The organism is Psychrobacter sp. Ps6 (assembly GCF_022129235.1).
GTDB lineage: Bacteria > Pseudomonadota > Gammaproteobacteria > Pseudomonadales > Moraxellaceae > Psychrobacter.
Window position 1 is genome coordinate 249,573 of the sequence record NZ_JADQAI010000003.1, and the last position, 20,980, is coordinate 270,552.

Consider the following 20,980-nt stretch of genomic DNA (forward strand, 5'->3'; position numbering starts at 1 on the left):
TAATTCTTTTTATACTTCTAAACGTTTGCATGTGTCACTGATCATTGAAAACAGATGATCAAAAATTATCATGAAGTTTCTTACAAAATCATCAGGTTAGCGGTGGACGACAGTGCGTAATTTTAGCCACATACTGTCTGCAGCTTTGCCGTTATTGTCGTACTAATGTGTGAGTTAAAATAGGATATAGCTATATGTGTGGAGTCATTGGAGTTGCAGCTCATGAGCCAGTCAATCAGATACTTTATGACGGTTTAACGATGCTACAGCATCGCGGGCAAGATGCAGCAGGTATTGTCACTTTGCAAGATGGTCGACTTTACCTACGTAAAGAAAACGGTATGGTACGTGACGTCTTTATGAATCGTCACATGATGAAGCTGGTCGGTAAATTTGGTATCGGTCATGTTCGTTACCCAACCGCTGGTACTTCTAGTAGCGCTGAAGCTCAGCCATTTTATGTTAACTCACCTTATGGTATTACGCTTGCGCACAATGGTAACTTGACCAATGCTGAGAGTCTTGCCAAATCTTTGTATATTGAAGATCGTCGCCACCTCAATACCGATTCAGATTCTGAAGTGCTGCTGAACGTGCTCGCACATGAGATGCAAAATCTAGGTAAGACGCATCCAACATCCGATGACATCTTTGAAGCGGTAAAAGCCGTCTATAGACGCTGTGAAGGTGCTTATGGCGTTGTGGCCTTGATTACCGGTCATGGACTACTAGCGTTCCGCGATCCAAATGGTATCCGTCCGCTTATCTTTGGTAAACGTATGGCAGAAAACGGTGGCACCGAGTATATGGTCGCCTCTGAATCAGTCGCATTAACAGGTTCTGGCTTCACGATCGTTCGTGATGTAAAACCAGGTGAGGCGATCTTTATTGATTTGAACCATAAGCTACACACGCATCAATGCGTAGCGCCAAAAGAATATACGCCTTGTATCTTTGAGTATGTTTACTTTGCCCGTCCAGATTCTATTATGGATAATATCTCAGTTTATAAATCACGCCTACGTATGGGTGAAAAATTGGCTGACAAAATCCTTGCAGAGTGGGGCGAAGATCATGATATTGATGTGGTTATCCCGATTCCAGATACGTCACGTACTTCAGCGATGGAGCTGGCGCTAAAAATGAACGTCAAGTACCGTGAAGGGTTTATGAAAAACCGTTATATCGGTCGTACGTTTATCATGCCAGGTCAGCAGCAGCGCAAAAAATCCGTTCGTCAAAAGCTAAGTGCGGTGCCGTTAGAGTTTAAAGGTAAAAACGTACTATTGGTTGATGATTCAATTGTTCGTGGTACGACGTGTCATGAGATCATTCAAATGGCGCGTGATGCAGGTGCTAATAAGGTGTTTTTTGCGAGTGCTGCGCCGCCAGTGAAATTTCCAAACGTATATGGCATTGATATGCCAGTGCGTACCGAGCTGATTGCTTCAGGCAATAGTGTAGAGGAAGTACGTGAGATCATTGGCGCTGACCGTTTGATCTTCCAAGACCTAGACGATTTGATCGATGCCGTCAAAGATACCAAGCACAGCAGAGTCGAAGGGTTTGATTGTGCTGTATTTAACGGCTGTTACATTACTGGTCAAATCAATGAAGCGTATCTTGATCACTTGCAAGAGCAGCGTAATGATACGGCCAAGACTGGTAAAAAAGGCGTGCAGATAGTGGCTGATACTCCAGTTGATATGATGGGTGTTGAAGAGCTTTAAGCCAGATAGCAATAAATATATTGCTTGAGAATGAAAAGCTGGACTCTTAATAGAGTCCAGTTTTTTTTGCCAAAAATACCAGTAAAATTAATACTGAGTGTTGGTATAAGGTAGGCTGCTGTTAAGTTAAAAAATTGGTAAATATCCAGACAAAACCATTGATCGCGGCAATACCAACGACCATGCTGACCAATAGCTGGCGGCTAATATGATAAATAAAAAGTACCAGTATAAGCGCACAAACCTGGGCCATTAACAGATGTAGCTCAGGATCACTCAAGGCAATATCCACTGGCAAGTTCTGATATGACAGACTGGTCAAGATAAGTAAGACCATTACCGATAGGGGAAGGCTCTCGTTCAGTCGGTGTAGCCAAGGCGTATCTAGTAGCTTTCTAGGGATTAGGGCTGGTAACGCACGAGTAATAAACGTCACCGCTGCCATGGCAAGCGTCGCAAAAATAAGATAACTACTGGTCATGAGATTCTCCTATTTCATGACGCTGCATCCAAAATCCACGTACCAAAATCATCAGCATACAAATAGTGATAGCCGCCAATAATAACCAATCGCTAGTAAATAAAGATGCGACAATCAAGCCAATGACAGCGATACCAACAGGAAAATAACGTTTGATACTTTGGAATTGTTCATACGCCAAAATTGCAAACAGACAAACTAAAGCAAAATCCAAATGCGGCACCAAATCACTAAGCGTACTTCCAATCATCACGCCAATACCACTCGCGAGCACCCACCAACTTTGGTTAAATAAGCTAATAGGAAGTATGAGCGTTTGTCGTGACTCATTTGGCAAACTGGTCATGACTGAAAAAGTCTCGTCAGTCAGGGCAAATAAGCAATACGTTTTTGCCAGTTTATTTTTTGGTAGATATTGCAATAATGGCATACCATAAAACACGTGGCGTAAATTAATGGCGGCGATATTGGTTGCGATATTACCAATCGGCAGACCAGCGCTTAGCATTGGCAAACAAGCATATTGAGCCGCTCCAGCATAGAGCACAATACTGAGCATAATCGTTGCCCATACAGGAATACCAGCAACTTGTGCCAGTACACCAAAGGCAATACCGGCAGGCAGATATCCCATCGCAACGGGCAAACTTTTTTTGAAGCCCTCAGCCCAATCGTGAGTGCGTTCTTGTTGATGACTGAGTTCGTTTGAATGAGTGGTCACATGGCATCCTAAATTTTCTTACACTATTTTTATAAACGGATTGTTTTACACTTAAAAATAAACACTGTATTGCGTCAAAATGGTATGTAATGGCTGTATGATAAATGACTGTGTGACCAGTGGCTGTACAATAAAAAATGCTTAAGCCTCTAGTTGTAGCCTCTCATAACTGCCTGATTGATGAGCACGGTACAAAAATCCGCCCAATATAATTAGCCTCAATAGCAGTAAGCACCATACACTCAGCCAAATACCGGTCATATCCCATTGCTGATAAAGCAGCCAGCTCAACGGAAAGAAAACAGCAGCTAATATCAGTGCGGCATTACGAATCACATTGCCTGCTGTCAAACCAAAAAATATACCATCCAACCAGTAGGCTCCAACACCCACGAGGGGTAGCAACACTGCATATAGGTGGTACTCATAGGCGAGGGCAAACACCGATTCAATATTGGTCATAAAATCTAGATAAGTTGGCATTGCAAGCCACCAGATAGCACTCAACATAACGGCAAGCCCATAGCTGACGACGCCTGTGCGTTTGATGATAGTACGAAAACGCGGCCAATCACGTCGACCAGCGGCTTGTCCGCTCAAGGTCTCAGCAGAGACTGCAACGCCATCAAGCGCAAAGGCTGAGATGCTTAGTACTTGTAATAAAATAGCGTTGGCTGCCAGTATAACATCGCCACTTTGGGCAGACAGTCGAGTAATCCAAGCAAAACTGAGCGTTAAGATAAGGGTGCGTACGAAAATATCTTTATTTAAAGAAAATAGCCTAAGTATCTTCTCTTTTGTCAAGTATTGACGATCAGCTTTGAATAACGCGGCCCAAGATATTTTTAAATGATAACGACTGAGCCACAATGCCAATAATACGCCTAACCAAAATGCAATGGTCGTACCCAGCGCCACACCGACCAATCCCATTTGCATGATAAACACAAAAAACAAGGTCAGCACAATGTTGAGGACAGCGATAAACCCTTGCTGGTAGAGCATGTATCGCGTTTTACCTTGTCCTGCAAACCAACCGATAAACGCAAAATTCATCAGCTCGGCTATGACGCCCCAAAAGCGGACATCTAAGTAAGTTTTGGCCGCGAGACCACTCTCAGGATTGGCAGATAATGCCTGTAAACCAACATCGATCAGCCACGGTTTGGCCAATAGCAAGACTGCGCCGATTAAGAAGGCTAATAACAACGCGCGCTGTAAAATAGACAGTAACGGTGAGGCTGTTGTCGCATTATGGTTGTTGTTATCAGCATGATTGGACAGCTGTCCTAATGCTTGTGCGGACAGTCCAGACGAGGCATATTGCAGAAAGTTAAAGCTGACAAGTAACAAAGATAGCAGCTGTATCGCTAAGCCCATACCAGCAAGTTTGGCAGTCTCATTCATATTGCCCACAATGGCCGTATCGATAACACTTTGTAATGGCATGGCGAGATTGGCGAGTAGTACAGGCAGTGCAATCGCAATGATACGCCTATAGCTTGTATCGATAGGCGGCATGGCATTAGGTATTGAGGAATTCGCTGACATTGTTGGCTCGTTTATACTGAGGCGATAAAGAGGGCAATATATTATTTAATCTGTGGCAAAACAGCAGTGCGATACGGTTGATATGTGAGGCAAAATAGCTATAAAGACAAAAGCACCTAGACTCACTATTCACGAGTCAGGTGCCTTTGTTCAATCATCGTTCGCATTTAACAAGTGATGATTTTAAGCTTCATAACACACTAGGTTAGTGCATTATTTTTTTAGTAACTTCTATTAGACATTGTCTTGTTCAAACATCTTTGGATCATTAAAAGTGACAATCTCTTCTTCGAACTCTGGTTTCACTTTCACAATAAAGTCATCACGCGATAGACCCATACGCAATGGAATCGAGCTTGCGATATAGGTCGATGAATACGTACCTGCCAGCAAACCAATAAATAATGCGACCGAGAACCAGTATAGCCCTTCACCGCCCAAGAATAACATGGCCAAGACGACCAATAAAACCGTTGAGATGGTCATAATGGTACGGCGTAGGGTTTCAGTCAAAGATAAGTCAATCGTCTGCTCTGGGGTAATACCACGGACACGGCGGAAGTTTTCGCGGATACGGTCATAAACAACAATCGTGTCGTTCAATGAATAACCAATCAATGCCAAAACAGCAGCCAATACCGTTAAGTCAAATGGGAAGCCAAATAGCGCAAATACACCAATGGTCACCACTGCATCGTGAAATAGCGATAATACGGCACCTAGCGATAGTTTGAACTGGAATCGTAAGGCAACATAACCAAGCATACAAACCAATGCCAACACCAATGCCATAACTGAGTTTAGATAAATCTCGTTACCCACTTGGCTACCAATAATATTAACGTTACTGATAGTAGCGGTATTATTAGGTAACGCTAATGCTTGAGTTAGGTCAGTATTCAGCCCGTTCACATTATCAGACTGGGGCGGCAAACGTACGAGTAACTCTTCACGCGTACCTAAATACTGTACAACCGCATCATCAAAACCATTATCTGCCAGTGCTTGTACAACGGCAACCTGTTCGACAGGCTGCTCATAACGAATGTCTGCTGAGACACCACCAGTAAAATCAAGACCTAAGTTCAGACCGTTGACGGCAATAGCAATGATACTACCGATCACCATAAACAAAGATAGCAACGCCATTGGCTTTTCTATCTTCATAAATGGAATGATACGTTGATTGCCAATGGCTTTAATGCCACCTTCAGCGACTGCGGCAGCATCATCAGCGGCGTCGCTTGACACTAGATTAGGATCAACAGTGGTCGTGAGTGCTTGATTGTCTTTACCAGCTTGGCCTTTACCACCACGACGGCTACTACTTTTACCAGATTTCGCTGTAGTCGGGTTGTTGGTTTTGGTATTGCTACCTTTACCATCACGGCGTGGTTTGTTGCGGCGGCGGGTACTTGTAGTAGTCGCATCACCGTTTGAGCCATTTCGATCAGGGTTATTCTGCTGTTCTAAAGGGTTATTATTTTCGATCGCCATAATGTTCTCCTAACCGATGCTCAGACTTTTGATGGATTTACGCTTACCATAAGCAATTTGTACCAGTGCACGCGTCACCAAAATGGCGGTGAACAGTGAGCTGACAATACCAATAGCTAGCGTAACCGCAAAGCCTTTAATCGGACCTGTACCAATCGCAAATAGGATAAACGCGACCAATAAGGTTGTAATGTTGGCATCAAAAATACTACTAAATGCCCGATCAAAACCTGCCACGATGGCGGATTTTGGCCGTACACCATTTGCGATCTCTTCTCGTATCCTCTCAAAGATCAGTACGTTGGCATCAACCGCCATACCAATGGTCAAGACGATACCAGCAATACCGGGTAGCGTCAGTGACGAACCCAAAATTGACATAATTGCAATAATGATAATAACGTTCACTGCCAATGCCACGTTGGCAATCACACCGAACAAGCGATAGAAAATAATCATAAATGCAAAGACTAAGAGATAGCCGACCTGCGTAGAGAATAAGCCTTTATCGATATTTTCTTGACCCAATGATGGGCCGATGGTGCGTTCTTCTACAAAGTACATCGGTGCGGCAAGTGCACCTGAGCGTAGCAATAGCGCAAGCTCAGCGGCTTCAGCAGTGCTATCAAGACCAGTAATACGGAAAGATGAACCCAGTACCGCTTGAATGTTAGCGCGGTTGATGACTTTGGTTTCAGCGTAAGGCGTGCGTACTTCAGTCGTCTCACCAGTCGCTGGATCTTCTTCGTAAGTGATTCTCTGCTTGTTTTCAATGAACAATACAGCCATCTGTTTACCAACAGCGGTGCGAGTGGCGTTTTGCATTAGCTTGCCGCCAGCACTGTCCAAGGTAATACTTACTTCCGGTAGACCACTTTCATCTAGGCCAGTCTGTGCATTGGTCACTTTATCACCCGTGACAATCGCTTGGCGATCTAGCAATACTGGCGGACCATCGAGTGTCTCAAATGGGAATGCTTCAGTACCTGCTGGAGTAATACCGCCTGTATAGGTATCAGCGTCTTCTGCCACCATACGGAACTCGAGATTGGCAGTACGGCCAAGGACACGTTTTGCCTCAGCAGTATCTTGTACGCCAGGCAGCTCAACCACGATACGACTAGAGCCTTGAGATTGTACTAGTGCTTCAGTCACACCCAGCTCAGCAATACGATTACGTAGCGTTGTTAAGTTCTGATTGACCGCATAGCTATTGATTTCGTCAAGCGTGACATCGTTGTATGACAATACCAATGCAGGGCCTTGGTTATCAATAGAAGACTGTAAGTTGAAAGTATTGCTCATCGAGCCTTGCAAAATGTTTTGCGCGCGATTACGCGTATCTGTATCAGCAAAATGTAATACAACGCCGCGATCTTCGGTTTTTATACCTTTAATCGCCACTCGCTCAGCACGTAGCTCACGTCGCATATCGCGACTGGCACTGTTCAAGCGCTGTTCAAGCGCTTTGTCCATATCGACTTCTAGTACAAAACGTACACCACCACGTAGATCAAGGCCAAGTTTCATCGGTCTGGCACCGATATCACGCAGCCACTGCGGGGTCGTTTGTGCTAAGTTGAGAGCGACCACATAGTCCTCACCCAAGTTTTGACGTAGTACTTCTTGCGCTTTTAGCTGATCAACTGGGTTGTTAAGACGTACCAGTGCACTGTTGCCCTCAAACGTACCATTATGATTCTCTAGACCTGCCTCTTCGAGTAAGCTTTGAGACTGGGTCAAGATACCTTCAGACAATTGCGTACCTGCTGCTGCGCTCGTAATTTGCACGGCAGGTTCGTCAGGGTATAAGTTAGGAGCAGCATATAGACCGGCAATGATGAGCACGACGGCAATAAGTAAGTATTTCCAAGCGGGATATTGCATAATCACTTCTTTAAGTTGATAAACGACTGGCGACGTGAGCCACAAGTTAGCAGATGGGAAGTTAGCGACAGCAATGGTCGACTGCCATATTGAGCAGGCTTCATTGCGATCATCCGCGGTGATAGTAAAACATAAAACAGTAAAGCAAATAATACAGACGTATCTTTACCCAGTCACCAAAAATATCATTGGCGAAACAGGCAAAGTCGATATATCTACAGGCTAGACTAGCTTATATAGCAGCCGTACCTTAATAGCGAAAAATGACCGTAAATGATATACGGTCATTATTTGGTCATTGCACCCAGTGGTGATACAACCATTAAATTATTACCGATAAAGCTCAGTAATAATTAAACGTTTTCGATTAGACGCTTTCGATCGTGCCAGCAGGCAATACTGAAATAACAGAAGCACGTTGTACTTTTACATCAGTGTTGTTGTTTAAGCTTACGACGGCATAATCGCCCTCTATCGCTTTAATACGACCCATCAAGCCACCAGCAAAGATGATTTCGTTGCCAGCAGTCAATGCGTTGACCATTGCACGGTGCTCTTTGGTACGTTTAGACTGTGGACGGATAACCAGAAAGTAAAAAATAGCAAAAAAGGCAACAGGCAATATAAGTTGACCGAACTGTTCCATATTTCTCTCTCAATAAAGGATAGGTAAAAGCAAAATTAGACGCATAGTAACAAAAAATCCTAGACTTGGTAACTGTTAATCATAGACGGGGCACGTTTTTCTTAGTGCTATGTCATGCTAACTTGACGTCAAATACAGTCAGATACTACTCAGCCAAGGATTCACGCTTCAATAGGTTCAAATCAGCAAAGATAAAATACCAAATGACAAGCCGAAGAGGGCGTTGACTAATAATGAGTATGGAGGCAAAACGCAACAATAAAAAGTGCCAAAAAATAAAAACTTAAAAATAGCGACTTATTGTGCATTGGTATCATCAATGCTACTATCAAATGGCAATGATTGCCTGCATTTAGTATGCTGTCTGTAGAAGCACAATATCGCTTTAAAACAGTGACTAAGTCAGCTTTGAGCGACTATGAATATTGATTCATCGATACTCTATATCACATTGTCAATCTACATGGTTTGCTCGTTATAACATATTCCCTTTTCTCTTTTTAGGTTACCTAACTTGTTCACCACTTTTATGTTTGTACCTCGTTTATGTCGTCCGCGTGCTCATCGTAAAGACGCATCTGCAGAACCTCCCCCGAGAATGACTACTAGTTCTCGATTTGGTTATACTTCTTTGTCAGCACTATCTGCATTGGCAATTCTTATGCTACCGCAGGCAGTATGGGCAGCTGGTGCTGTAGCAACACCAACTGCAGCAGCAGCACCAACCGCACTTAACGTAGCATTATTGATATTTTTTGTGGCTGTTGCTATCGGTATCTCATTTGTGTGCTCTTTATCAGAGGCCGCATTACTGAGCATGACGCCATCCTATATTGCGGATGTTCAAGAACACAATCCAAAAAAAGCAAATATGCTAAGACGCTTAAAGGTCGATAATATTGATCAATCGTTAGCCGCTATTTTAACGTTGAATACCGTTGCCCATACACTTGGCTCTATCGGAGCGGGTGCTCAGGCTACGATTGTGTTTGGTAGTGCTTGGTTTGGGCTATTTTCTGCCATTATGACGCTTGCCATCTTATTTTTATCTGAGATTATCCCAAAGACACTTGGAACGGTATATTGGCGTCAGTTAAGTGGTATGGTCGCTTATTTCGTGCGCGGTATCATCTTGCTGCTTTATCCGCTTATTTGGATTTCGGAGCGGCTAACGAAACTGCTGGTACGTGGCAAAGAACCACAAGCCTTTAGCCGTCGTGAGTTTGCTGCGCTTGCTAGTATCGGTGAAGAGTCAGGACAAATTGACCCATTAGAATCTCGTATCATTCGTAACTTGCTTGCATTTGGCGCGATTAAAGTCGAAGACATCATGACCCCGCGTTCGGTGATGCTCGCATTTGAAGAAAACAAAACAGTGGCTGAGTTATTGGTTGATCGTCCAAAGCTCACGTTTTCTCGACTGCCGATTTATGATGGTGATCTAGATAACATTACTGGTTTTGTTTTAAAAACTGACATGCTGTTGGCCAAAGTCAATCATGCCATGCACAAGCCTTTGACGCAGTTCAAAAGAGACATTACGTTTGTATTTTCTAAAATGAAATTGTTTGATCTGTTGGAGCTTATGCTAAAAAACCGTATTCATATCGCAATTACGGTTGGCGAATACGGTGAAGTCAAAGGGTTGGTCACGTTAGAAGATGTCTTTGAAACATTATTAGGTCTTGAGATTGTCGATGAGATAGATCGCGTGGAAGACATGCAGGCCTTAGCTCGACAGATGATGGACAGACGCGTAGAGCGTTTGGGTATGAAACTCAGTGATGATGAGCAGTATGAAGACAGCAATAGTGAAAACAAATTTTAGCGTTATCGATTGCATGCTATTGCTATTATCACGACCAAAGTTGTTGAAATCAGAGGATATAATAACCTTCGATTCAAAGAACGGCTTTTGTGGGCATCCTGTGCTTTTATGTTCGCAATAATTACACAGGGTGTCACACGGCTGTGAGAATTCAATGATAGGCTCAGCCTATTATATGAGTACGCTTATACCAATATACTGCTAAACTAGATGCTATAAAGACGCTCCTTGCCAATATATGACAATAACCAATATATGACAATAACGGAAATAGTATCGCTAAGGACTATCATGAAACGACTATGGGGAAAGAGCTTAATGGCTCTACTATTGAAGGGCGCTAGCATAACTGCGATAGTAGCAGTGGCCAGCACAGTGAGTATCAGTGCGCAAGCTGCCACCATGACCGAAGCTTTGGTGCAAAACTATGCAGCAGCAATGAAATCGTCTGCAAATAGTCAGAGTATCAATCAAGTCGCACGTCTGGTATCAGACGACGCGCTTATTTCATTATCCAGAAAAGGTAAATCTACTAGCTTAGATAAAGATGCATATTTGAAGCTATTGCAAAACAGCTGGAATGATACGTCTAATTATCGCTACGATATTTCTGTAGATAACATCGTTATTACAGGAGATCAGGCCAAAGCCAATGTAACGACAAATGAGAGCTGGACGAAAAACGGTCAGCAAATATCATTTGTTACGACATCTCGCGTAACGCTGACAGTATCGACTGGTAACGCTGTATTACTACGTGCAGTATCACAAGTAGCTATTAACTAAGTACTGGTTAACACAATCTATTAGATACTAGTAAAAATGATTATTAGTATCTTTTATATTAGGCTGGTCTTTACTTTACGTTGCATACTATACTATCTCTCAACTTCGTCTTATCACTTTCTGTCGTTAGGAAACTTCCAATATCATGTCTACTGTGCTATCAAAATCTCGCTCGTTTGTTGCGTTACCATTGACGCTCGCGGTATCAACTTTACTTATCAGTGCGTGTAGCAACACCTCAGCAGTAAAAAATAAAGGTGCAACCAATAGCTCAGCTGTTATTACCAAGCGTCCTGCTAATCAAGGAGCGACTACAACAAGTAGTGCAGACTATTCAACTGCGTTTTTGGATGCAGAGAGCTTGGATGAATTGGCAGATCTATTAGAAGCCACTGACATGACAATGGTGGAGGGCAACCAGCTTGCTATTCAGCAGTATGGTGACTTATGGAATCGTTTACGTGCCGGCTACCGTATGAACGGTGGTAAGCCGATTTATAATCAGCGTATCGAAGGGCAAAAGAGTTGGTTTACCAGCAGACAAGACTATCTAAACCGTTTGACGGCGCGTGCCAGTCGCTACATTTACCATACGGTACGAGAGGCTGAACGCCGCAATATTCCAACAGAGCTGGCGTTGTTACCGGTTATTGAAAGCTCGTACGATCCAAGTGGTACCAGTAGTGCAGCAGCGGCAGGTCTATGGCAGTTTATCCCAAGTACGGGTCGTATCTATGGTCTGAATCAAAGCAGCACCTATGATGGCCGCCGTGACGTTATCGAATCAACGCGCGCCGCTTATGACTTTTTGACTGCGCTACACAATCAGTTTGGTAGCTGGGAGCTGGCGCTAGCTGCCTACAATGCAGGACCTGGCCGTATCCAAAAAGCGATTGATGCCAACGCTGCACGTGGACTACCAACGGACTACTGGTCACTACAACTACCAACTGAAACCATGAATTATGTGCCGCGCTTTTTGGCCGTAGCCGAAATTGTGGCGAAACCTGAACAGTATGGCGTATATCTGCCAGCTATCGCTAACCGTCAGCATTTCCGTAGTGTGCCGGTCAACTACGGTGTGAGCTTGTCTGAAGTATCACAGCTTACAGGCGTGAGTTATGATGAGTTAGAGCGACTCAATACGGCATTGACTTCAGGTCGTGTAGATTCCTCTGGTCCACAGCGCGTTATCATTCCTAACGATGTTAGCTTAAATGCTGATGCCAAACTGAGCCTATTGCGTGGTAATGGCACAGGCAATGTATTGGCTTCTAGCAATACAAGTACCCCAACCACAACGATGCCAAGCTACAACAGTAAGCCATACACTTCGTCGTCATTGCCATCTAGCAGTAGCGCATTGGCTGATTATGCTGCTAGCGCAAGCGTACCTCAGCAAACAACGAGCTATATCTCACCGTCTGCTCAAACGACTAGCAGCTCTGTCTATAGTGATAATGCCTCAGTACGTACCGAGCCGCCAATAACCAATGCAGAAACCAAAAAAATCAATGCTGAGCTCAAGAGCAGCAACAGTCTACCGACTACCTCAGCTCAGATTACTCGGAATAATACGATTGTCCAAGAGCCACCGCTTAGCAAAGAAGAGCGCGACTTCATTGCCAACCAAATCCGTAGCAATACCTCTGAGACTAACGTTATTAACGCAGATGGTAACATCAACCTATCAGCCGTACAGACGCAGCAGTCTATCTTAGAAGCAAGCGGTGAAGAGAAAAAGCTGAGCTTTGCTAAAACATCAGTTAGTAAACCAAAACCACAAGGCACGCGTACCACTTATACGGTCAAACGTGGTGATACTCTATCGAATATCGCGAGCCGTGCAGGGGTAAATTGGCGTGATATCGCAGAATGGAACCAAATAGATGCCAGTGCCAACCTACTATCTGGCAGCACATTGTATCTATATAACGCCAAAACTATCGAGCCGCTAAGCACTGCCAGTAACCCAGCCGCCAATCAGCCTGAAAGCTACGTTGTGCAAGGTGGCGACACGCTTATCGGTACGGCTAACCGCTTTGGTTTATCGGTCACACAGCTTGCCAGCTATAATAATCTCAGTAGCCGTGCTGATCTGCTCAGAGGACAAAAGCTCTGGCTAGTACCTGGTAAGGTAAAAGCGCCCGCCACAACACCTGCAGCACCATCTACTAGACCGAGTAAATCAAGCACGGCGACTAAGAACTATAAAGTAAAACCGGGTGACGGCCTTATTGCCTTAGCGCGTCAATTTAACGTATCGACAGACACGTTAGCTAGCTTAAATGGCATGAGTACCACAAGCTCGCTGTATGTGGGTCAAACACTAAAAGTACCTGCTAGCGCTAATTTTGATGCAGCAAGTACCGCAAGCTCTAGCAGTGCTAGCAACGCTAGTAATACAAGCTCAGTAGCGACCACCAGTTATAAAGTAAAATCAGGTGATACCTTGATCGGTATTGCCAATAGCGTGGGTGTTAGTGCAGCAGAGATCGCTGCTGTAAACAGCAACTTTGATGCAAGAGCGCGCCTACAACGTGGGCAGACGATTAAAGTACCGGTTTCAAAAGAGTTAGTTGATCGCCAACTGAATGATAAAGCCGTCAGTTATAAAGTCAAATCAGGTGATACGCTAACGGGTGTCGCCAAACGCTATAATATCGGCTTGAGCGATTTAGCCTCAGCAAATAACCTGAGCACGACGTCTAACTTGATATTAGGTCGTACCATCACTATTCCTGCGGGCGGTAGCGTGGCAAGTTCTTCGGCTTCTAACAGTAGTCAAAGCAACAGTAGTCAGAGTAGTAGCAGTTCTGCTAGCAGCACCAATACCAGTAGTCCTGCAAGCAGTGGTAAAAAGCTAGGAAATACTGAAAATTACAAAGTCAAATCTGGCGATGGATTAATTGCCTTAGCACGTCAGTTTGGTATCTCTGTAGAAGATTTGGCAGCGACCAATGACTTGGCAACAAACGCTCAACTGCAGCGTGGACAGACCCTAAAAGTGCCAAAAGCGACGGTAAGCTACACGGTTGGCTCAGGCGATAGCTTGATTGGCTTATCACGTAAATATGGCGTATCAACCCAGGAATTGGCTGAGATGAATAATATCGCTGCTGATACTATGTTGCAACGTGGTCAGCGTCTAACGGTACCCAATCGTTAAGCAATAACGTATTATCGAATGATATATACATAAATATCGCCAATATAAATCGTAACGCACAAAAAAGCTGCTCTATATAAGAGCAGCTTTTTTTACGTAAAAATTAGGTGTCTTAAGATATCTAATAGAGTTTATTAACTAGACAGTTTGAGTTTTGATAGACTCAAGATAGCTTCTGATGTTGCTAACATAATGCATCGCTTGGCCATAGCGGCTGTTTGATGCTTTGTTATCCGCCAAGTACGCATAAACGTTCGCCCAGCTCTTGTCGTCAATGCCTTGGGCGCGTAATTTGCGCTGAATGCTTTTCACCGCATTTGGACCCATATTATAACCAGCAAGTGCAAACCAGACACGGTCAGTCTTAGGTACATCCGCGAAATCTGCTTTCATTTGCTCTAGATAACGAGCGCCGCCGCCGATACTTTGATAAGGGTCAACGCGGTCTGACACGCCCATAGCCTTTGCAGTATTATTGGTCAGCATCATAAGGCCGCGTACGCCAGTCGGAGACACCGCGTTGGCATCAAGATGTGACTCTTGATAACCCATAGCAACCAACAATTCCCAATCATGATTGTAATTGCGTGCTTGCTCTTCAAACGAAGACTGATAATCAGGCAGTTTTTCTGTCAGTGTTTTTTGGAAATGATCCTGACTATAAGCGTCTTTTAGCAAATTCTGATTGTAAAATGCCGCTAATTTCTGTGTGTTCTTTAGCTTGATGCTATCGCACAAGAAATAGCTGGCTTTTTTAGACAGTGGATCATTAGGCGAGCTGAATGTCCAGCTGACTTTTGGATGCAGACCATTTTTAGTCAAGCTTGAGTCGTAGCCACAGCTGACATTAATAGATGATAGATTGAGCTGGCTTTTTAGTTTGGTACTAGCCGTGGTCAACGCCATATCAGCGTCACCTGATCTTAAGGCTTTGAGTGCAGCTTCTTCATTGGCATAGGCTTTTAAATTGATATCCACGCCAAGCTCGTCTGCATAGGTGCGCACGAGGTCAAAGCCAAAGCCATGTTGGAAGCCATCAGTGGCAAAATAAGTACTATCACCTGGAACAGCGGCAATGGTTAAAGTGTTTTCCATCATGACATTGGCATAGGCTGGTACCTTTGTATTCATTGTCGTTAGGCTCTGTGCAGGTAAAGAGAGCAAAGCTATACTGGATACTTGTGCCAGCTTCTTGGTTCTGGCAAAACGACCCGACGCAGTAGGGGTAGATGAAACGATGTTACTTTTGGTGTTAAGTAGGCGTTTAGATGGACGTAGTAAATGAGAAATACGGCGTTTGGCACCTTGCGCAGATCCTTTGACACGATAAGTAATACGTTGCATGGATGTCTCCTGATTTTAGCCATCCTTCTTACCGCAAAAACGCGTAAAAATATATGCATAGCAATTGGCATGTATCAATACAGCATTTCAGACGACATTGTACTTTTGAGTAAAATAAGCACATATCATCCTGCCTGATTATAGCGCCACTAGCATGCTCTCTCTAAGAGTTAGCGATGTGGATTTATGGGTCAGCCCGCTATCGATGTGTCGATTATATGCTTAAAATAAAAGCATAAGACAGTCGTCTTAAAATCTGGACGCACGGCTACACGAAGGATGTAAATCAGATGATTCCTTCATCGATAACGCAATATGGCTAATGGCCAAACAACTATATATCAAACATAGGTAAGGTCATGAGTAAGTTATTGAGACAACGACATCAAGCAAAGCGGTGAGGTAATGATTGGCCACTGAGACCAATATATTCATCTACTTTGATGATGCTAACTTTAATAACTAACGACACCTTGAGCGATTAGTAGTAAGGTGGCTAGCTGCTAAAGTTAATTGTCCAGCAATGAGGGCATGCAACTCAGTCATATTTGATAGCTAATAAAAGTATGCTATCAAAAAGGTGGTGCAAAACTGTCATCGCGACACTAAAAATAAAAACACGGTATAAACCAAATATCGAGTGTATACATCGTGTTTTAACTGGCGACGTTCCAAAATTTCATTGCTCATAGAGCATAATAAAGTTTCAGATAACCGCCAGCATTATTTTAGCGCCATAACCGGAAGCTGTAATAATGGGAAGTTTCATGACAAAACGTTCTTTCTTACAGGTAGTAATATGCGGTTACTGCTTGCATTATTCAAGTGGAGTTAAGAAAAAAGCGATAAAACTTAACAATTGCGATATAAACGGTTAAATTTAGCCATGTTATACGCGTGCTGGTCACAAATTTATCAATGACTCTTTCGATGACTACCAAAATCGCGCCTATAACTGCTACTTATTCAGCCCATTACTTTTGTCCTAATCATGGCTACGTTATTGGCGATACATGGGAAATACTAAGCTGGATTTTCAATATCAATAAAGGTAACTGGCAGTCCATATTCTTGGGCAACTATCTCTCCTAACGCTTGAATACCACCGCGCTCTGTCGCATGATGACCACAGGCAAAATAATCAATACCCAGCTCACGAGCAATATGCGTGGTACGCTCAGAGATCTCACCAGAGATGAATGCATCACAGCCCATAATGGCAGCCTGTTCGATCATATCTTGCGCGCCGCCTGTACAGATACCGACACGTTTGATCACTCTCTCGCTATTGGCAGTCGTTTTCGCATTATCATCAGCAGCATGATGCTCATAATTAGCCGAAATATGTAGTGGGGTACGACCGAGCGCTTGAGTAATCTTTGCGATCAGGCTATCAGCACTCTGCGGTGTACAAGTGGCGATATTACCAACAGGGTGTGATTCGTTAGGGTAGAGCGGGCCAGTAATGGTCATATCTAGTACGTCTGCCAGTTTTGCATTGTTACCAATCACGGGATGCGCATCAAGCGGTAAATGATAGCCAATCATAGAGATACCATGTTGCATCAATTTGCGGATACGTCGACCTTTCATGCCTGTGATAGGCGCAGGTTCGCCTTTCCAAAAATACCCATGATGGACCATAATCGCATCGGCATTGTCAGCGATAGCTGCATCAATCAGCGCCTCGCACGCTGTCACACCTGTGACGATACGTTGTATTGGACGACCGCCATCTACTTGTAGGCCATTTGGCGCGTAGTCTTTGAACGCACTAGCAGATAAATACTCATCACAAAATTGCGTCAATGCTTGTGCGCTGATACTTTTGGTCGAAGGTTCAGTAGTATTTTGGGTCATTAGGTTTCCTTATTGTTATTGCCTTGCATAATGCATTGTCATTCAAACATAGTGGTTTAAAAAAGTTATCTAAAGATGGGGGCTTATAAGAGATAAATAGTTGATCATTATCTATCGTATATTTCTAATAACAGTAATTTTAACATGGCACTGTAAAAGAGTAGATAAGATGGATAACTGAAATGGTACACGATACGTTACTATTTCACGGCATTGCGGTTATAATTTATACATGTGAGTCTGCCTAGCTCTGGCTATCAATTGCCTAATAAAGCAATTGTCTAATCAAGCCATGATGGTTGAATAGTCGCAGTCTTCTCACCTTATTTCTCACTGTCCGTCTGCATTAAATTTATAGAGGTTCTATATGTCGTCATCCCAGAACACCAATAACAAGGCGTCTTTATTAAAATGGTTGCCTTGGGTTTTATTGCTGCTAGTGTTAGTAGCGTTTATCTGGTTGTTCACAAGTATGAAGTCGACGTCGGAGGCCACGTGGGAGCCGCCGAGAACCCCGCCTGCGGAGCAGCAAGCGTCAGAACCTGTTGCAGATACACCAGCGCCCATCTCTTCTTATCATAATGCAGTTGCGCGTGCGTCGCAGTCGGTTGTCAATATCTACACCACACAAACGATGACAGAGCATCCTTATATGGATGATCCTGTACTGCGCCGGTTTTTTGAGTATCATGGTGGCCCATCACAAGAGCAGGGTAGTACCAACCTAGGCTCTGGTGTGATCGTATCAGAAGACGGTTATATCGTGACCAATGCGCATGTCATCGAAAAGGCGGATGAGATCACGGTTGCGTTCAATGATGGACGTAAGAGCCGCGCCAAGATTATCGGTACAGACCCTGATAGTGATCTAGCAGTGATTAAGGTCGATATGACAGGATTGACGCCACTTGGTTTCCGCGAAGATCCTATTCGCGTGGGGGATCTGGCGTTGGCTATCGGTAATCCATTTGGGGTTGGTCAGACGGTAACTCAAGGAATTATCTCAGCGACTGGACGTACTGGACTGGGCGTCAATAAGTTCGAAGACTTTATCCAGACGGATGCGGCGATTAACCCAGGTAACTCAGGTGGCGCGCTGGTTGATGCTCGCGGTGAGCTAGTCGGTATCAATACGGTGATATTCTCGCGCTCTGGCGGCTCAATGGGTATTGGCTTTGCGATACCTACATCATTGGTCGAGCAAGTAATGAATGCGCTGATCAAAGATGGTCGCGTCAGTCGTGGTTGGCTCGGTATCGAGATTCAGTCACAGCTACGAGACCCAACGCAGCTAGAGACGTCAACAGGCGTGGAAGTACTAAACGTCATCGAAGGCAGTCCTGCTGCCAAGAGTGGTTTGCGCGTTGGCGACATCATCCTAACCATCGATGGTGTAGAGATGACTGATGCCAATACCTTGATCCAATATGTCGCTCGCAAGCCACCAACGACAGAGCTAAATGCCCAGATATTGCGCCAAGGCAAAAACGCTCAAGTAAAAATAATGCTAGAGGAGCGTCCCGCACAAGAGCCTATCGAACGTCCTGTCGTTCTACAAGGTGAGAGCATGGATGGGATGGGCGGCAGTATCCAAGGTGATGAGCAAGCACCTATGATGTCAGAAGCAGAGCGTGATCGCATGCGCGAAGAGCTGATGAAACTGTTTGAGCAAGACTCCGTAACACAATAAAGTGTATTGCTAAATTGCACAAAAAAGCGCGCTCCTTATCTAAAGGAGCGCGCTTTTTTATTGAATTAAATTTTATCAAAGCTAATGTTCAGGCCAGTCTTTAATCCTTACTATTCTGCTAAGGCTTTTCAATAAATTCATGATTGATGTAGATAACCCCTCGTACACGGCAACAGCATGGGAGGATTTCATCTTCTTCAATCATCGCTAGCGGGTCAAATGGATAATCGACCGTGTGTGAGCTGGCAATACGCTTGACTCGGCAGCTACCACAGTAGCCCTCACGGCATTGATAGTTCACATCGTGTCCGGTGCGTAGCAGTCCATCTAGCAGACTCTCGTCATCATGTAGATAGAACTGCTTTTTACTAGTCATTACCCAAGTCATCGTTGATCCTATTGGGATATGTCTGTGCTATTGATATCCCTACTATTAACCCATAAGACGATTACAGCGGTAGAAATTTCATAACTTCAAATTTCTACCGCTCAAACCTTTATAATTCTAAGCTCTTATAGTTCAGATTTTTATAGCTCAAAGCTCTTACAACTCAGCTCTTATAATTCGGAGCCTTTATAGCTCAAAATCGTCAAAATCACTGTCTGATAGATCAGAGTCAATCTGACCAACCAAGTATGAGCTAATCTCGGTCTCTTGCGGTGCGACCTGCACATTGTCAGACGACAACCACGTGTTGATCCACGGGATTGGGTTTGACTTTGAGTTCGGGAACGCCGCTGGCAAGCCGACGGTTTCCATACGCAGGTTGGTGATGTACTCAATGTATTGGCACAGAATGTCTTTGTTTAGACCAATCATCGAACCGTCTTTGAACAGATAGCCTGCCCATTCTTTTTCTTGCTCGGCAGCTTTACGGAAGATCTCGATACTTTCATCGAAACACTCTGCGGCAATCTCGACCATCTCAGGATCGTCACGACCGTTGCGCATCAGGTTCAACATATGCTGCGTACCCGTCAAATGCAGCGCTTCATCACGAGCGATTAGCTTAATGATTTTGGCATTACCTTCCATCAATTTGCGCTCAGCAAAGGCAAACGAGCAAGCAAACGACACATAGAAACGAATGGCTTCTAGGACATTGACCGCCATGATGCACAGGTACATTTGCTTTTTCAGCGATCGTAAATCAACCGTGACTTGCTCGCCGTTGATGTTGTGCGTACCTGGACCGTACAAGCTATATAGCTGTGAGTTGCGGTAAAGCTCATCATAGTACTGGGCGATATCAGAGGCACGGCCTAAGATGTGCTCGTTTTGCATAATATCATCAAAGATAATATTTGGGTCATTGACGATATTACGAATGATATGCGTATAGCTGCGTGAGTGAATGGTCTCAGAGAACGACCATGTCTCAATCCACGTCTCAAGCTCAGGGATAGACACCAGCGGCAGTAGCACCACGTTTGGACTACGACCTTGGATCGAGTCGAGTAGGGTCTGGTACTTGAGGTTGCTCAAAAATATATGCTGCTCATGCGAGGACAGATTGCTAAAGTCGATACGATCGCGTGATACATCGACTTCTTCTGGACGCCAAAAGAACGACAGCTGCTTTTCAATCAATTGCTCAAAGATAGGGTGCTTTTGTTGGTCATAGCGCGCCACATTGACGGGCTGACCAAAGAACATCGGCTCTTTTAGCGCATTATTTGGCGTTTGAGAAAAAATCGAGTAAGTCATGGGACTGCCTTTATAATTGATACGGTTATTAATTTATAGGGGTTTGACTGGTTTTAATTTGACGTTATGACACGTTTTTGGA

General features: G+C 44.1%; 15 protein-coding genes. 5 read left to right on the forward strand and 10 right to left on the reverse strand.

Going from position 1 to position 20,980, the window contains the following annotated elements:
* The first annotated feature begins 194 nt into the window (after nucleotides 1–194).
* The gene (purF, locus tag I3255_RS05330) at nucleotides 195–1,730 is read left to right on the forward strand and encodes an amidophosphoribosyltransferase (RefSeq protein WP_238037589.1); all 1,536 of its coding nucleotides are present in this window, start codon (nucleotides 195–197) and stop codon (nucleotides 1,728–1,730) included.
* Between the two features lie 121 nt (nucleotides 1,731–1,851).
* Here the strand turns inward: purF and I3255_RS05335 are convergent, their stop codons facing one another.
* From I3255_RS05335 to yajC, 6 genes are all read right to left on the reverse strand, one after another.
* Nucleotides 1,852–2,211, reverse strand: coding sequence for an AzlD domain-containing protein (locus tag I3255_RS05335; protein ID WP_238037591.1), 360 nt, complete (start codon nucleotides 2,209–2,211; stop codon nucleotides 1,852–1,854).
* Nucleotides 2,201–2,932, reverse strand: coding sequence for an AzlC family ABC transporter permease (locus I3255_RS05340; RefSeq protein WP_238037592.1), 732 nt, complete (start codon nucleotides 2,930–2,932; stop codon nucleotides 2,201–2,203). The genes I3255_RS05335 and I3255_RS05340 overlap by 11 nt, the downstream gene beginning before the upstream one ends.
* A gap of 141 nt (nucleotides 2,933–3,073) precedes the next feature.
* The gene (locus I3255_RS05345; protein ID WP_238037594.1) at nucleotides 3,074–4,483 is read right to left on the reverse strand and encodes an MATE family efflux transporter; all 1,410 of its coding nucleotides are present in this window, start codon (nucleotides 4,481–4,483) and stop codon (nucleotides 3,074–3,076) included.
* Nucleotides 4,484–4,717: 234 nt separating this feature from the next.
* Nucleotides 4,718–5,980, reverse strand: a complete 1,263-nt coding sequence (secF, locus tag I3255_RS05350; protein ID WP_238037596.1) for a protein translocase subunit SecF — start codon at nucleotides 5,978–5,980, stop codon at nucleotides 4,718–4,720.
* Between the two features lie 9 nt (nucleotides 5,981–5,989).
* On the reverse strand, nucleotides 5,990–7,867 hold the full coding sequence (gene secD / locus I3255_RS05355; RefSeq protein ID WP_238037598.1) for a protein translocase subunit SecD: 1,878 nt from the start codon (nucleotides 7,865–7,867) through the stop codon (nucleotides 5,990–5,992).
* Between the two features lie 367 nt (nucleotides 7,868–8,234).
* The gene (yajC, locus tag I3255_RS05360; RefSeq protein ID WP_058024991.1) at nucleotides 8,235–8,513 is read right to left on the reverse strand and encodes a preprotein translocase subunit YajC; all 279 of its coding nucleotides are present in this window, start codon (nucleotides 8,511–8,513) and stop codon (nucleotides 8,235–8,237) included.
* Between the two features lie 529 nt (nucleotides 8,514–9,042).
* On the opposite strand from yajC, the gene I3255_RS05365 reads away from it, so the two are divergent.
* From I3255_RS05365 to I3255_RS05375, 3 genes are all read left to right on the forward strand, one after another.
* Complete coding sequence (locus I3255_RS05365; RefSeq protein ID WP_238037788.1) at nucleotides 9,043–10,341, forward strand: hemolysin family protein; 1,299 nt, start codon at nucleotides 9,043–9,045, stop codon at nucleotides 10,339–10,341.
* Between the two features lie 291 nt (nucleotides 10,342–10,632).
* Nucleotides 10,633–11,127, forward strand: coding sequence for a hypothetical protein (locus tag I3255_RS05370; protein ID WP_238037600.1), 495 nt, complete (start codon nucleotides 10,633–10,635; stop codon nucleotides 11,125–11,127).
* Nucleotides 11,128–11,272: 145 nt separating this feature from the next.
* Nucleotides 11,273–14,296, forward strand: coding sequence for a LysM peptidoglycan-binding domain-containing protein (locus I3255_RS05375; RefSeq protein WP_238037602.1), 3,024 nt, complete (start codon nucleotides 11,273–11,275; stop codon nucleotides 14,294–14,296).
* A gap of 138 nt (nucleotides 14,297–14,434) precedes the next feature.
* Here the strand turns inward: I3255_RS05375 and I3255_RS05380 are convergent, their stop codons facing one another.
* Both I3255_RS05380 and I3255_RS05385 read right to left on the reverse strand, forming a co-directional pair.
* Complete coding sequence (locus tag I3255_RS05380; protein ID WP_238037604.1) at nucleotides 14,435–15,640, reverse strand: transglycosylase SLT domain-containing protein; 1,206 nt, start codon at nucleotides 15,638–15,640, stop codon at nucleotides 14,435–14,437.
* Between the two features lie 1,023 nt (nucleotides 15,641–16,663).
* Nucleotides 16,664–17,500, reverse strand: coding sequence for a Nif3-like dinuclear metal center hexameric protein (locus tag I3255_RS05385; protein WP_238037605.1), 837 nt, complete (start codon nucleotides 17,498–17,500; stop codon nucleotides 16,664–16,666).
* Nucleotides 17,501–17,867: 367 nt separating this feature from the next.
* On the opposite strand from I3255_RS05385, the gene I3255_RS05390 reads away from it, so the two are divergent.
* The gene (locus I3255_RS05390; protein ID WP_238037607.1) at nucleotides 17,868–19,190 is read left to right on the forward strand and encodes a trypsin-like peptidase domain-containing protein; all 1,323 of its coding nucleotides are present in this window, start codon (nucleotides 17,868–17,870) and stop codon (nucleotides 19,188–19,190) included.
* A gap of 118 nt (nucleotides 19,191–19,308) precedes the next feature.
* On the opposite strand, the gene yfaE is transcribed toward I3255_RS05390, so the two are convergent.
* Nucleotides 19,309–19,578, reverse strand: coding sequence for a class I ribonucleotide reductase maintenance protein YfaE (gene yfaE / locus I3255_RS05395; RefSeq protein WP_201547354.1), 270 nt, complete (start codon nucleotides 19,576–19,578; stop codon nucleotides 19,309–19,311).
* Between the two features lie 186 nt (nucleotides 19,579–19,764).
* Nucleotides 19,765–20,898: a class Ia ribonucleoside-diphosphate reductase subunit beta gene (gene nrdB / locus I3255_RS05400; protein ID WP_201600993.1), complete on the reverse strand. Its 1,134-nt coding sequence runs from the start codon at nucleotides 20,896–20,898 to the stop codon at nucleotides 19,765–19,767.
* Nucleotides 20,899–20,980 lie beyond the last annotated feature (82 nt).

Excerpts from the sequence above, each read along its gene's own strand:
- I3255_RS05375 (WP_238037602.1), top strand. The coding sequence starts at position 11,273 with ATGTCTACTGTGCTATCAAAATCTCGCTCGTTTGTTGCGTTACCATTG.
- I3255_RS05365 (WP_238037788.1), top strand. The coding sequence starts at position 9,043 with ATGTTTGTACCTCGTTTATGTCGTCCGCGTGCTCATCGTAAAGACGCA.
- yfaE (WP_201547354.1), bottom strand. The coding sequence starts at position 19,578 with ATGACTTGGGTAATGACTAGTAAAAAGCAGTTCTATCTACATGATGAC.
- yajC (WP_058024991.1), bottom strand. The coding sequence starts at position 8,513 with ATGGAACAGTTCGGTCAACTTATATTGCCTGTTGCCTTTTTTGCTATT.
- I3255_RS05390 (WP_238037607.1), top strand. The coding sequence starts at position 17,868 with ATGTCGTCATCCCAGAACACCAATAACAAGGCGTCTTTATTAAAATGG.
- I3255_RS05380 (WP_238037604.1), bottom strand. The coding sequence starts at position 15,640 with ATGCAACGTATTACTTATCGTGTCAAAGGATCTGCGCAAGGTGCCAAA.
- I3255_RS05335 (WP_238037591.1), bottom strand. The coding sequence starts at position 2,211 with ATGACCAGTAGTTATCTTATTTTTGCGACGCTTGCCATGGCAGCGGTG.
- secF (WP_238037596.1), bottom strand. The coding sequence starts at position 5,980 with ATGGCGATCGAAAATAATAACCCTTTAGAACAGCAGAATAACCCTGAT.
- secD (WP_238037598.1), bottom strand. The coding sequence starts at position 7,867 with ATGCAATATCCCGCTTGGAAATACTTACTTATTGCCGTCGTGCTCATC.
- I3255_RS05370 (WP_238037600.1), top strand. The coding sequence starts at position 10,633 with ATGAAACGACTATGGGGAAAGAGCTTAATGGCTCTACTATTGAAGGGC.
- purF (WP_238037589.1), top strand. The coding sequence starts at position 195 with ATGTGTGGAGTCATTGGAGTTGCAGCTCATGAGCCAGTCAATCAGATA.
- I3255_RS05385 (WP_238037605.1), bottom strand. The coding sequence starts at position 17,500 with ATGACCCAAAATACTACTGAACCTTCGACCAAAAGTATCAGCGCACAA.
- I3255_RS05345 (WP_238037594.1), bottom strand. The coding sequence starts at position 4,483 with ATGTCAGCGAATTCCTCAATACCTAATGCCATGCCGCCTATCGATACA.
- nrdB (WP_201600993.1), bottom strand. The coding sequence starts at position 20,898 with ATGACTTACTCGATTTTTTCTCAAACGCCAAATAATGCGCTAAAAGAG.